Genomic DNA, 13,269 nt, shown 5'->3' on the forward strand with positions numbered 1-13,269 from the left:
AAGAAACGGACGCGTGCACCGCGCTCCCGACCTCAGCGGCCGATCGCCCGGGGCGTTCCATTTCGTGTTTTAATCCTACGGATCTGCCTGGACCGTGTCAAACCGCTTGCTTTCAGCTGTTTGTCGCGGAACAGGAAAACCCTTTAGAATTCCCATCGCTCCGGATCTGGAGCAACCCTCTGAACTTACCGTGTCATCCGAGCCATGACGAATCAACCGATTTTTCGGTGATCAACATGGATCCGAACTCTCAAGTTCGTTCAGTGGGGTGGCTCCCTGGGCCCGTCCGCCGATCAGGCGTCCGGCTCGCTCCGGGGCATTCAGAAGATTAGGCGGCCTCCACACCATCGTCAAATCAGCCGCGCTGGACAGAACCGCAGGTCAGGGCAGTCCCTTAAGAAGGGCAGGGGTGTTCGCTACCGGAACGTTACCCAACCGGACGACCGGCGCCCCGGCCGGAGCCAGGGCTCCGGCCGGGGCGCCGAATACTCACGACCACGACCCTGAGCAGGGAGGACGGCAGGTCCCGCCCTCCCCCGAAGACGGGTCAGGCCTCGACGATCTCGACGCCGCCGACGGAGCGCTTGCCACGCCGCAGCACCAGGAATCGCCCATGAATCAGATCCTCGGCCGACGGCACGTAGGTGTCGTCGGCGACCTTGGCGTTGTTGAGGTAGGCGCCGCCCTCCTTGACCACGCGCCGCGCCTCGGACTTCGACTGGACCAGGCCGCTCTGGGCGAGCAGGTCGACGAAGGGCGCTCCCAGGGCCGGGATCTCCGCGCGCGGGACCTCGGCGAGCGCCGACCCGAGAGTGCGGGCGTCGAGGTCCTGCAGCGACCCATGGCCGAACAGCGCGCGCGAGGCGGCGACGACGCGCTCCAGTTCCTCGCTGCCGTGAACGAGCGTGGTGACGTCCTCCGCGAGAGCCCGCTGCGCCTCCCTGGCCGCCGGCCGGTCGGCGACGGCCTTCTCCAACTCGGCGATCTCGTCCCGCGTACGGAAGGTGAACACCTTCAGGAAGCGGACCACGTCGCGGTCGTCGGCGTTGAGCCAGTACTGGTAGAACGCGTACGGCGAGGTCAGCGCCGGGTCGAGCCAGATGGCGCCGCCCGCGGTCTTGCCGAACTTGGTGCCGTCCGCCTTGGTGATGAGCTTGCCCGTCAGGGCGTGGACGTGCACGCTCTCCACCCGGCGGATCAGGTCGACGCCGGCGGTGATGTTGCCCCACTGGTCGCTGCCGCCGAGCTGGAGCGTGCAGCCGTGCCGACGGTAGAGCTCCAGGTAGTCGTTGGCCTGGAGGATCTGGTAGCTGAACTCGGTGTAGCTGAGCCCGTCACCGCCCAGGCGCGCCGACACCGACTCGCGGGCCAGCATGCGGTTGATCGGGAAGTGCTTCCCCACGTCACGCAGGAAGTCGATGGCGGACATCTGCGCGGTCCAGTCGAGGTTGCTGACGAGCGTCGCACCGGTCGGGCCCTCGTCGAAGGAGAGGAACTTCTCCACCTGGACACGGATGCGCGAGACCCAGTCGGCGACGACCTCCGAGGAGTTGAGGGACCGCTCGGTGCTGCGGCCGCTCGGGTCGCCGATGAGGCCGGTGGCACCGCCGACGAGACCGATCGGCCGGTGACCCGCCCGCTGGAACCGGGTGAGGATCAGCAGCGTGGCCAGGTTACCGGCGTGCAGCGAAGGAGCGGTCGGGTCGAAGCCCGCATAAACCGTGATCGGTCCCTCGGCGAGTGCCTTGCGCAGCGCGTCGGCATCGGTGGTCTGCGCGATGACGTCGCGCCATTCGAGCTCATCGAGGATGTCGGTCACGGTTCTGGCTTTCCAATGTTCGAAGGGACATATCCGCTCCCGTACACACTGCCCGATGGCAGCACCGTCGCGCCACTCGGAACCTCCTTCGCAGCCCTCTCACGTGCGGGGCGACCGCCCGAGCCGGGCGAAACGGAGACGGAGGAGCCGCCCGCGGGACAAGAACAGGTGATCGCGAACGGGAGGCCTACCGGCGGCGCGGAACGTGGCGGCGGTGGGGTGAGACGGTGGGATCACCGTCGATCCAGAAACGCCAGGGTGTCTCCTGCGCCGACGAGACCCCGGTGCGCGGCCCCGAAAGGACCGACGAGGGTTTGGCGGGTTCGCCCTCCAGCACCGAGAGGGGGCCCGGCACGCAGGCGTCGAGCCCGTTGTGCTCGCGGGTGAAGCCGAGCGCCACCGCCAGGCGTGCCGGGCCACGCGCGAGGTCACGTTCCGGGACGGTACGGGCGGCGCCCGCCGCCCGGCGGGCCAGCGCGACCTCGACGCCGGTGATCACTTCTCCCGCGCGCAGCAGCACCCCGGACCCGATCCTTTCCGGCAGGCAGGTCAGATTGGCGCAGAAGTGCATGCCGTACGTGAAATAGACGTACAGGTGACCGGGCGGCCCGAACATCACCGTGTTGCGACGGGTCTGGCCGCGGTAGGTGTGCGATGCCGGGTCCTCCCCCGGCCGGCCGTACGCCTCGACCTCGGTGAGACGCACCGCGACCGGCCCGTGCACGAGCACCCGGCCCAGCAGGTCCGGGGCCACCTCGTGCGAGGGCCGGTCGAAGAAGTCACGCGGCAGCGGAGCGGATGAGGCGAGCGGGTGCCCGTCGCCCCCCTCGGTGGACATGGGCTCCCGGTCACCGCCCCCCTCGCCGGACACGGGCTCCCGGTCACCGCGCCCGCCCGGTTCCGGAGCCCGCACGCCGGGTTCCTCGGCGGGTGCCGGCCGGTGCCCGCCGCGCCCGTCAGCGGGCATCAGTTCCCGCTCGCCCAGGCGGCCTGGGCGTCGACGATCTCGCGCAACGCGACGAGCTGGTCGCGGACCCGGTCGGGGGCCGTGCCACCGTGCGCCTTGCGGGCGGCCAGGGCGCCGGGCACCGACAGGACCTCGCGGGAGTCCGGCGTGAAGTGCGGGGAGACCTTGACCAGTTCCTCGTCGGTGAGCTCGCCGAAGTCCTTGTCGTTGACCTGGCACCAGACGACCAGGTGCCCGACCGCCTCGTGTGCCTCGCGGAAGGGGACGCCCCGGCGGACCAGCAGTTCGGCGAGGTCGGTGGCCAGCGCGAACCCGTCGGGGGCCGAGGCCTCCAGCTTGGCGGTGTTGACGCGCATGGTGGCGACCAGGCCGGCCATGGCCGGCAGGACCAGCAGCAGGGTGTCGACGGAGTCGAACACCGGCTCCTTGTCCTCCTGCAGGTCGCGGTTGTAGGTCAGCGGCAGGCCCTTGAGCGTCGTCAGCAGCGACATGAGGTTGCCGATGAGGCGGCCGCTCTTGCCCCGGGCGAGCTCGGCCACGTCCGGGTTCTTCTTCTGCGGCATGATCGACGAGCCGGTGGAGTAGGCGTCGTCCATCTCGATCCAGCGGAACTCCTGCGAGGCCCACAGGACGATCTCCTCGCCCAGCCGCGACAGGTGCGTGCCGATCATCGCCGCGTCAAACAGGAACTCGGCGGCGAAGTCGCGGTCGGCGACCGCGTCCATCGAGTTGGGCGCGGCGGAGTCGAAGCCGAGCTCCCTGGCCACCGCCTGCGGGTCGAGCGGCAGCGAGGAGCCGGCCAGCGCGCCCGAGCCGAGCGGGGAGACGGCCGCGCGGCGGTCCCAGTCGCGCAGCCGGTCGATGTCGCGGGCGAAGGCGTGGACGTGGGCCAGGAGCTGGTGGCCGAAGGAGACCGGCTGGGCGTGCTGCAGGTGGGTCATGCCGGGGGCCGCCGTCTCGGCGTGCTCCTCGGCCTGGCTCATCAGCGCGGTCTCCAGCTCGACCAGCCGGGACACGATGTGCCTGACGTGGTCGCGGAGGTAGAGCCGGAGATCGGTGGCGATCTGGTCGTTGCGGCTGCGACCGGCCCGGAGCTTGCCGCCGAGCGTGCCGAGGCGCTCCAGCAAGCCGCGCTCCAGCGCGGTGTGGACGTCCTCGTCGGCGACGGTCGGCCGGAACTCACCCGCCTTGCAGGCCCGCTCCAGGTCGTCCAGGGCGCCGAGCATCCGGGTCAGCTCGTCGTCGGTCAGCAGGTTCGCGCGGTTCAGCACCCGGGCGTGCGCACGCGAGGCCAGCAGGTCGTACGGCACAAGCCGCCAGTCGAAGTGCACGCTCACCGAGAGCCGGGTCAGCGCGTCGGCCGGACCTCCTTCGAACCGGCCGCCCCACAGCCGCATCGGCTTACCACCATCAGTCACCGTTGTTCTCCTCCTCGTTCAATCCGCGACCTTAGCCCACTCAGGCCAGTCGGGCGTCCCGAGCGGAGGCGATCTTGGAGGGAAGGCTCCACAGCTCGACGAAGCCCTTGGCCAGGGACTGGTCGAAGGTGTCGCCGGTGTCGTAGGTGGCGAGGTTGAAGTCGTACAGGGAGGCCTCGGAGCGCCGGCCGGTGACCGTGGCGCGACCGCCGTGCAGGGTCATCCGGATCTCGCCGGTGACGTGCTGCTGCGCCTCGGCGATGAAGGAGTCGAGGGCCTTCTTGAGCGGGGAGAACCACAGGCCGTCGTAGACCAGCTCGCCCCAGCGCTGGTCCACCGACCGCTTGAACCGGGCGAGGTCGCGCTCGACGGTGACGTTCTCCAGCTCCATGTGGGCGGTGATCAGGGTGATGGCGCCGGGGGCCTCGTAGACCTCGCGGGACTTGATGCCGACGAGCCGGTCCTCGACCATGTCGAGGCGGCCGACGCCCTGGGCCCCGGCGCGCCGGTTGAGCTCCTCGATGATCTGGTACGGGGTGAGGTGCCGCCCGTCCAGCGCCACCGGGACGCCCTTGACGAAGCTGATGATGACCTCGTCGGCCTCACGCGGCTGGGCCGGGTCGGCGGTGTAGGCGTAGACGTCCTCGATGGGGCCGTTCCAGATGTCCTCCAGGAAGCCGGTCTCGACGGCCCGGCCCCAGATGTTCTGGTCGATCGAGTAGGGGTTCTTCTTGTTGGTCTCGATCGGCAGATGCTTCTCCTCCGCGTAGGCGATCGCCTTGTCGCGGGTCCACGCGTAGTCGCGGGCGGGGGCGATGACCTTGAGCTCGGGGAAGAGCGCGGCCAGACCGGCCTCGAAGCGGACCTGGTCGTTGCCCTTGCCGGTGCAGCCGTGCGCGACGTGGGTGCCGCCAAACTCCTTGGCCGCGGCGGCCAGGTGCTTGACGATGAGCGGCCGCGACAGCGCGGAGACCAGCGGGTAACGGTCCATGTAGAGGGCGTTGGCCTGCAGGGCGGGCACGCAGAAGTCGGCGGCGAACTCCTCGCGGGCGTCCACGACGACGGACTCCACGGCGCCGCAGTCGATGGCCCGCTTGCGGATGACCTCCATGTCCTCGCCGCCCTGGCCGACGTCGATGGCCACCGCGATGACCTCGGCGCCGGTCTTCTCGGCGAGGAAGGGAATGGCAACGGAAGTGTCGAGGCCGCCGGAGAAGGCGAGTACGACCCGGTCAGTCATGATTGGTCTCTCCAAAGTCTTCGTTCGTCACAGGTGTCAGATGGTGCCAGGGTCGCCCGCCTGAGCGGGCTGAATACGTCGGTCGGCGTGGCGGAGCAGCGCCTCGGCGACCGAGGCCCCGCCCATCGGGTCGCGGCTGATGACGAGGATGGTGTCGTCCCCGGCCACCGTGCCGAGGATCGACTCCCAGTCGGCGTGGTCGATGGCCGAGGCGAGGAACTGGGCGGCGCCGGGCGGCGTGCGGACGATGACGAGGTTGGCGGACGCCTCGGCGGAGACGAGCAGTTCCTCGGCGATGCGCCGGAGCCTGGCGTCCGGGGACTCCCCGGATCCCAGCCGCGCCAGCGGGATCCGGCCGCCGCCCTCGCCCGGCAGGGCGTAGACGAGCGAGCCGTCCTCGGCGCGCAGTTTGAGCGCGCCCAGTTCGTCGAGGTCGCGGGAGAGGGTCGCCTGGGTGACCTCGACCCCGCTCTCCAGCAGGAGCTTGGCCAGCTCCGGCTGGGACCTGACGGGCTGGCGCTGCAGCAGGTCGGCGATCCGCGCCTGCCGGGCGACCTTGGTCATCGGGATCTTCATACCGGCTCCGTCACGGCTCCGGCGCCCGAGACCAGCCAGTGCAGCAGCGCCTTCTGGGCGTGCAGCCGGTTCTCCGCCTGGTCCCAGACCAGGCTCTGCGGGCCGTCGAGGACCTCGGCGGAGATCTCCAGGTCGCGGTAGGCGGGCAGGCAGTGCAGGACGACGGCCCCGGGGGCGGCCAGGCTCATCAGCGCGGCGTTGACCTGGAAGGGTGCGAGATCGGCGATCCGCTGCTCCTTGCCGTCCTGGCCCATCGAGACCCAGGTGTCGGTGGCGACCACGTCGGCGCCGGTGGCGGCCCGGGCCGCGTCGCTGAGTACGGCGACCGACCCGCCGGTCTCCGCGGCGACCTCGGCCGCGCGCCGGAGGATCGCCGGGTCAGGGTGGTAGCCGTCCGGGGCGGCGACCCGCACGTGCATGCCGGCGACGGCTCCGCCGAGCAGGTAGGAATGGGCCATGTTGTTGGCGCCGTCGCCGAAGTAGGCGAGGGTGAGCCCGGCGGTCCGGCCGAAGCGCTCCCGGACGGTCTGCAGGTCGGCGAGGATCTGGCAGGGGTGGAACTCGTCGGTGAGCGCGTTGACCACGGGCACCGAGGAGACCGAGGCCATGGCCTCGATCCTCTCCTGGCCGGCGGTCCGCCACACGATGGCGCCCACCTGGCGTTCCAGGACCCGGGCGGTGTCCTCGATGGATTCGCCCCGGCCCATCTGGGAGGACCCGGCGTCGATGATCAGGGGCAGGCCGCCCAGCTCACCGATGCCGGTGGCGAAGGAGATTCGGGTCCGGGTCGACGGCTTGTCGAAGAGCACGGCGACGGTCTGCGGGCCGGCGAAGGGGCGGTAGCCGAAGCGATCCTTCTTCATGGCCTCGGCCAGGTCGAGGACCTGGGCCTGCTCGGCGGGCGACAGGTCGTCGTCCTTGAGGAAGTGCCTGACGGGCGGCCGGAGGGCGGGGTCAGCGGACATCGGCGGCCTCGTCGAGGATGGCGGGGAGCGCGGCCACGAAGGATGCGATCTCCGCTGAGGTGATCACCAGCGGGGGCGCGAGCCGTACCGCGCCGGGCTGGAGGGCGTTGACCAGGAATCCGGCCCGCTGCGCGGCGGCCTGGACCTGCGCGGAGCGGTCGGCGGTCAGCACGATGGCCAGCCACAGGCCCCGGCCGCGGACGCCGGCGAGGAGCGGGTGGTCGATCGCGGCGATGCCGGCGGCGAGTTCGGCGCCGACGGTGCGGACGTGCTCCAGCAGGCCGGCGCCGTCGATCGTGTCGAGCACGGCGAGTGCCGCGGCGGTGGAGACGGGGTTGCCGCCGAAGGTGGATCCGTGGTCGCCCTTGGCGAAGACGGTGGCCGCCGTGCCGAAGCCGACGCAGGCACCGATCGGCAGGCCGCCGCCCAGGCCTTTGGCCAGGGTCAGCACGTCCGGCACGATGCCCTCGTGCTGGTGGGCGAACCAGTGGCCGGTGCGGCCGATCGCCGACTGGATCTCGTCGGTGACCAGCAGCGCGCCTGTGGCGTCGCAGATCTCCCTGGCGGCGGTGAAGTAGCCGTCCGGCGGGGGCACGACCCCGGCCTCCCCCTGGGTGGGCTCCAGGAAGACCGCGGCGCACTGCTCGGTGACCGCGTTCTTCAGCGCGTCGGCGTCGCCGTACGGGACGAAGCGGACGTCGACCGGGAACGGGCCGAACTGATCGCGGATGGACGGCTTGCCGGTCAGGGCGAGCGCGCCGAGGGTGCGTCCGTGGAAGGCGTTCTCGGCGGCCACGAAGTAGGTGCGGCCGTTCGCCTTGCCGTACTTGATGGCGATCTTGAGCGCGGCCTCGTTCGCCTCGGTGCCGGAGTTGGTGAAGAGCACCTTGGCCGGGGCGCCGAGCAGGCCGAGCAGCCGCTCGGCGAGCAGCACCTCGGGCTCGTGAAGGAACAGGTTGCTGGTGTGCGCGAGGGTGGCGACCTGCCGGGAGACGGCGTTCACCAGGGCGGGGTGGGCGTGGCCGAGGGAGCTGACCGCGATGCCGCCGATCATGTCCAGGTAGCGGCAGCCGTCGACGTCCCAGACGTACGAGCCCTCGCCGCGGGCCAGCGCCACCGGGGGCACCCCGTAGTTCGGCATGAGGGCGGTCTCGAAGCGCCTGGCGAGCGCCTCCCCGTTGGGATTGTCGTGCGGGCTCACTCGTCGTTCCCCTTCAGCTGCACGGTGGCGGTCAGCCTCCGCGTGACCAGATTCGGCACCGCCACCGCCCTGGGGGCGTCCGGCAGCACCATCGTTCCGATGCCCTCGTCGGTGAAGATCTCCAGCAGCACCGAGTGGGGCACCCTGCCGTCGAGCACGTGCGCCTGGGGCACGCCACCGCGGACGGCGGTCAGGCAGGCCTCCATCTTGGGCACCATGCCGCTGGACAGGGTCGGCAGCAGCTTCTCCAGCTCGGTGGCGGAGAGCTGGTCGATGACCTCGTTCTCGCCGTCCGCGGCGTCGGGGCGCCAGTCGCGGTACAGGCCCTCGACGTCGGTCAGGACGATCAGCTTGGAGGCCTGGAGCGCCACGGCGAGCGCGGCGGCGGCGGTGTCGGCGTTGACGTTGTAGACGGTGCCGTCGTCACCGCGGGCGACCGAGGAGATCACCGGGATGCGCCCGTCGTCCAGCAGCGCCCGGACGGCCCCCGCCTCGACTTTGACGATCTCCCCGACCTGGCCGATGTCCACGCTGACGCCGTCGACGACGGCGTGCTTGCGGACCGCGGTGAACAGGTGGGCGTCCTCGCCGGACATGCCGATCGCGAACGGCCCGTGCCGGTTGATCAGGCCGACCACGTCGCGGTTGACCTGGCCGACCAGGACCATCCTGACGACCTGCATGGCCTCGGGCGTGGTGACCCTGAGCCCGGCCGTGAAGGTGGACTCGATGCCGAGCCGGTCGAGCTGGGCGTTGATCTGCGGGCCGCCGCCGTGCACGATGACGGGCCGCAGGCCCGCGTAACGCAGGAAGACGACGTCCTCGGCGAACCTCTCGCGCAGGTGCTCCTCGGTCATCGCGTTGCCGCCGTACTTGATGACGACGGTCGCGCCGTGGAAGCCGGCGAGCCAGGGCAGCGCCTCGATGAGAGTGGCGGCCTTCTTCAGGGCCTCGGCCTGCCTCATGACGAGTACGCCGAGTTCTCGTGGACGTACTCCGCGGTGAGGTCGGTGGTGTGCACCGTCGCGGAGTGGGGGCCGGCCGACAGGTCGATGGTGATCGTCACGTCCCGCGGGCTCAGGTCGACCTTGGAGCGGTCGTCGCCCGCGGCGCCCCCTCGGCAGATCCAGATGCCGTTGATGGCCACGTTGAGCCGGTCGGGCTCGAAGACGGCGTCGGTGGTGCCGACGGCCGAGAGCACCCGGCCCCAGTTGGGGTCCTCACCGTGGATGGCGCACTTGAGGAGGTTCGAGCGGGAGACGGCCCGGCCGACGGTGACCGCGTCGTCCTCCGAGGCTGCGCCGACGACCTCGATGGCGATCGCCTTGGAGGCGCCCTCGGCGTCGAGCAGCAGCTGGCGGGCGAGGTCGGCGCAGACGGCGTGGACGACCTGCTCGAACTCGGCGAGGTCGGGGACGACGCCGGAAGCTCCGCTGGCCAGCAGGAGCACCGTGTCGTTGGTGGACATGCATCCGTCGGTGTCGAGCCGGTCGAAGGTGAGCCTCGTCGCCTTGCGGAGCGCCGTGTCGAGTTGCCCGGCGGTCAGGTCGGCGTCTGTGGTGATGACGCAGAGCATGGTGGCGAGGCCGGGGGCGAGCATGCCCGCGCCCTTGGCCATGCCGCCGACCATGTAGCCGCCGTCGCCCTTCCTGAAGGAGATCTTGGAGACGGTGTCGGTGGTGCGGATGGCGTCGGCGGCGGCCAGGCCGCCGTCCCTGGCGAGCTGGGCGGCCGCGAGGCCGGCCCCGCCCAGGAGCTCGTCCATCGGCAGCCGCTCGCCGATCAGGCCGGTGGAGCAGACCGCGACCTCACCGGCCGAGTCTTCCAGGAGCTCGGCGACCTTCTCCGCGGTGGCGTGGGTGTCCTGGAAGCCGAGGGGGCCGGTGCAGGCGTTGGCGCCGCCGGAGTTGAGGATGACCGCGTGGACCCGGCCGCCGGCCAGCACCTGCTGGGACCAGAGGACGGGCGCGGCCTTGACGCGGTTGGCGGTGAAGACGCCCGCGGCGGCGCGCGAGGGGCCGTCGTTGACGATCAGGGCCAGGTCGCGGGCACCACCGGACTTGATCCCGGCGGCGACGCCTGCGGCCCGGAAGCCGAGGGGGGCGGTCACGCTCATGGGGCGACTCCGTTGAGGGGAAGGCCGAGCTCTTCGGGCAGGCCGAGGGCGAGGTTGGCGCTCTGGATCGCGCCGCCCGCCGTGCCCTTGGTCAGGTTGTCGATGGCGACGACGGCGACGACGCGCCCCGCGCGCTCGTCCAGGGCGACCTGGAGGGCGGCGGTGTTGGCGCCGAGGGTCATCGAGGTGGCCGGCCACTGCCCCTCGGGCAGCAGCCGAAGGAACGGCTCGTCCTTGGTCGCGATCTCGTAGGCCTCGCGCAGGGCCTTGGCGGTGAGGCCGGGCTTGGCCGGGGCGGTGCAGGTGGCGAGGATGCCGCGGCTCATCGGCGCCAGCATGGGCGTGAAGGAGACGGTGACCGGCTCGCCCGCCAGCGGGGAGAGGTTCTGCTCCATCTCGGGGGTGTGCCGGTGCACGCCGCCGACGCCGTACGCGCCGACGGAGCCCATCACCTCGCTGCCGAGCAGGTTGGGCTTGGGCGCGCGGCCCGCGCCGCTGGTGCCGCTGGCGGCGACCACGACGACGTCGGGCTCGACCAGTCCGGCGGCGAAGGCGGGGAACATCGCCAGGGTGACGGAGGTCGGGTAGCAGCCGGGGACGGCGATCCTGCGGGCGGCGCGCAGCTTCTCGCGCTGGCCCGGCAGCTCGGGCAGGCCGTAGGGCCAGGTGCCGGCGTGGGCGCCGCCGTAGAAGTGCTCCCAGGCGGCCGGGTCGGCGAGCCGGAAGTCGGCGCCGCAGTCGACGATCAGGGTGTCGTCGCCGAGTTCCTCGGCGACGGCGGCGGACTGACCGTGCGGGAGGGCGAGGAAGACGAGGTCGTGGCCGCGCAGATGCTCCGGGGTGGTCGCCAGGAGGGGCCGGTCGGCCAGGGGCGCCAGGTGGGGCTGGTGGGCGCCGAGCGTGCTTCCGGCGTTCGAGCCCGCGGTCAGCGCGCCGATCTCGATGCCGGGGTGGGAGAGCAGCAGGCGCAGGAGCTCACCTCCGGCGTAGCCGCTGGCACCTGCGATCGCCGCTTTCATCCGCCCCCCGTTTCTGCATGATCATGCAATGCTGCTTATAGGCTTACTGGAGAGATTATGCATCGTCAGGGATGGTCATGCAAGCGGGGCACCCGTCCCCGGCGGCGGCCCGCCCGGCCGCGGGAATCTCAGCGCGGACCGGGTTCGCCCGGGGCGCGAGCGAGGGAAAGATCCAATCGGATTTGTTTCCGCTCTGTTGCACGTACCTACCGGTCGGTATCGTGACTTTTCCGGCCCTATCCGCCCCGGGAGTACGAACGAATGACTGTCAGCCATGACGAGGTCCAGGCCCAGCTCACCGGTCCCGGACAGCTTTTCGAGATGGAAGAGGTCACCGGCCACGGCACGACCATCAGGACCTGGAAGCACGCCCCCCGCGACTTCCGGGCGCTCCTGGAGACGAGCCGGTTCCACGGCGACAAGGTCTTCCTGACGTACGAGGACGAGCACATCACCTACGAGGAGCACTTCCGCCGGGCGGCCACGCTCGCGCGGCGCCTGGTGGACGAGTACGGCGTGGCCAAGGGCGACCGGGTGGCCATCGCGATGCGCAACTACCCCGAGTGGGTGATCTCCTTCTCCGCCGCGCTGGCCGCCGGGGCGGTCGCCGTACCGCTCAACGCCTGGTGGACCCCGCAGGAGCTGGAGTACGGGCTGTCGGACTCCGGCGCCAAGGTGGTGATCGCCGACGGCGAGCGTGCCGCCAAGCTCACCGGCGCGGACGCGGCCCTGATCGTGACCCGCGGCGAGGTCCCCGCGGGCGCCCGTTCCTTCACGGACGTGCTGGGCGAGGTGGAGGCGGGCGTGACCCTGCCGCCGGTCGAGCTCTCCCCGGAGGACCCGGCCACGATCTTCTACACCTCCGGCACGACGGGCCTCCCCAAGGGCGCGCTCGGCAGCCACCGCAACGTCGGCCAGTCCCCCATGACCGTCGCCTACAGCATGCTGCGCGGCACCGTGCGGGCGGGCAAGGACCCGGCGGAGACAGCCGGGCAGCGCCGCGTCACCCTGCTCACCGTCCCGCTCTTCCACGTCACCGGCTGCTTCGCCGTGATGATCACCACCATGTTCGTCGGGGGCGGCCTGGTGCTGATGTACAAGTGGGACCCGGGCCGCGCGCTGGAGCTCATCGAACGCGAGAAGATCACCGGGCTGACCGGCGTGCCCACCAACGTCTGGCAGCTGCTGTCCCACCCCGACCTGGACAAGCACGACGTCTCCAGCCTCACCGCCCTCAGCTACGGTGGGGCGCCCGCCCCGCCGAAGCTGCTGGAGCACATCACCGAGCGGCTGCCCAGCCGCGCCCCCACCAACGGGTACGGCATGACCGAGACCACCGCCCTGGCCATCAACAACAGCGGCGCCGACTACTACGCCAAGCCCGACAGCATCGGCCTGCCGATGCCCGTGGTCGACGTGAAGATCGCCGACCCGCTCGGGCGGGAGTTACCGGTCGGCGAGGTCGGCGAGCTGTGCCTGCGCGGGCCGAACGTCATCCTCGGCTACTGGAACCGCCCCGAAGCCACCGCCGAGACCTTCGTCGACGGCTGGCTGCACACCGGCGACCTGGCCAGGGTGGACGAGGAGGGATTCGTGTTCATCGTGGACCGGGCCAAGGACATGGTCATCCGCGGCGGCGAGAACGTCTACTGCGCCGAGGTGGAGGCCGCGCTGTTCGAGCACCCGGCGGTCGACGACGCCGCGGTGATCGGCATCCCCCACGACGAGCTGGGCGAGGAGGTCGGCGCGGTGGTGCGGCTGTCGTCCCCGGCGAGCCCCGAGGAGCTGCAGGCGTTCCTGCGGGAGCGGATCGCGGCGTTCAAGGTCCCGGTCCGGTTCTGGGTGCGCGAGACCGAGCTCCCCCGCAATCCCGGCGGCAAGATCCTCAAGACCCACCTGCGCAGGGAGGTCCTGGGCTCCTGACGCCCGCCCGGCGGTGGCCTGCCGG

General features: G+C 71.2%; 11 protein-coding genes. 1 reads left to right on the forward strand and 10 read right to left on the reverse strand.

Features of this window, described 5'->3' with window-relative positions; translation table 11 throughout:
• Positions 1 to 547 precede the first annotated feature (547 nt).
• The 10 genes from tyrS to argC all read right to left on the reverse strand — a co-directional run bounded on the left by tyrS (position 548) and on the right by argC (position 11,321).
• Positions 548 to 1,819 (reverse strand): tyrosine--tRNA ligase, encoded by a 1,272-nt coding sequence (gene tyrS, locus ABD841_RS04750; protein ID WP_344968234.1) that lies wholly within the window; start codon positions 1,817 to 1,819, stop codon positions 548 to 550.
• 187 nt (positions 1,820 to 2,006) lie between these two features.
• Positions 2,007 to 2,732 carry a DNA-3-methyladenine glycosylase gene (locus tag ABD841_RS04755; RefSeq protein ID WP_344968236.1) on the reverse strand — a complete coding sequence of 242 codons (726 nt, stop codon included), beginning with the start codon at positions 2,730 to 2,732 and terminating at the stop codon, positions 2,007 to 2,009.
• 53 nt (positions 2,733 to 2,785) lie between these two features.
• A complete protein-coding gene (gene argH / locus ABD841_RS04760; RefSeq protein ID WP_344968238.1) occupies positions 2,786 to 4,204 on the reverse strand; it encodes an argininosuccinate lyase in 1,419 nt (472 codons plus the stop codon).
• A 40-nt stretch (positions 4,205 to 4,244) separates the two neighbouring features.
• Positions 4,245 to 5,444 carry an argininosuccinate synthase gene (locus tag ABD841_RS04765; protein ID WP_344968240.1) on the reverse strand — a complete coding sequence of 400 codons (1,200 nt, stop codon included), beginning with the start codon at positions 5,442 to 5,444 and terminating at the stop codon, positions 4,245 to 4,247.
• 36 nt (positions 5,445 to 5,480) lie between these two features.
• On the reverse strand, positions 5,481 to 6,020 hold the full coding sequence (locus ABD841_RS04770; RefSeq protein ID WP_344968242.1) for an arginine repressor: 540 nt from the start codon (positions 6,018 to 6,020) through the stop codon (positions 5,481 to 5,483).
• A complete protein-coding gene (gene argF, locus ABD841_RS04775; RefSeq protein ID WP_344968244.1) occupies positions 6,017 to 6,985 on the reverse strand; it encodes an ornithine carbamoyltransferase in 969 nt (322 codons plus the stop codon). The genes ABD841_RS04770 and argF overlap by 4 nt, the downstream gene beginning before the upstream one ends.
• Positions 6,975 to 8,126: an acetylornithine transaminase gene (locus ABD841_RS04780; protein WP_344968529.1), complete on the reverse strand. Its 1,152-nt coding sequence runs from the start codon at positions 8,124 to 8,126 to the stop codon at positions 6,975 to 6,977. Before ABD841_RS04780 ends, argF begins: the two co-directional genes overlap by 11 nt.
• 56 nt (positions 8,127 to 8,182) lie before the next feature.
• Positions 8,183 to 9,151 (reverse strand): acetylglutamate kinase, encoded by a 969-nt coding sequence (argB, locus tag ABD841_RS04785; RefSeq protein WP_344968246.1) that lies wholly within the window; start codon positions 9,149 to 9,151, stop codon positions 8,183 to 8,185.
• A complete protein-coding gene (gene argJ, locus ABD841_RS04790; RefSeq protein ID WP_344968248.1) occupies positions 9,148 to 10,302 on the reverse strand; it encodes a bifunctional glutamate N-acetyltransferase/amino-acid acetyltransferase ArgJ in 1,155 nt (384 codons plus the stop codon). Before argJ ends, argB begins: the two co-directional genes overlap by 4 nt.
• Positions 10,299 to 11,321 carry an N-acetyl-gamma-glutamyl-phosphate reductase gene (gene argC / locus ABD841_RS04795; protein WP_344968250.1) on the reverse strand — a complete coding sequence of 341 codons (1,023 nt, stop codon included), beginning with the start codon at positions 11,319 to 11,321 and terminating at the stop codon, positions 10,299 to 10,301. Before argC ends, argJ begins: the two co-directional genes overlap by 4 nt.
• Before the next feature lie 261 nt (positions 11,322 to 11,582).
• Between argC and ABD841_RS04800 the strand changes: the two genes are divergently transcribed.
• Positions 11,583 to 13,244 carry a class I adenylate-forming enzyme family protein gene (locus ABD841_RS04800; protein ID WP_344968252.1) on the forward strand — a complete coding sequence of 554 codons (1,662 nt, stop codon included), beginning with the start codon at positions 11,583 to 11,585 and terminating at the stop codon, positions 13,242 to 13,244.
• Positions 13,245 to 13,269 lie beyond the last annotated feature (25 nt).

This window comes from Streptosporangium fragile (assembly GCF_039534445.1).
In the GTDB taxonomy this organism is placed as follows: domain Bacteria; phylum Actinomycetota; class Actinomycetes; order Streptosporangiales; family Streptosporangiaceae; genus Streptosporangium; species Streptosporangium fragile.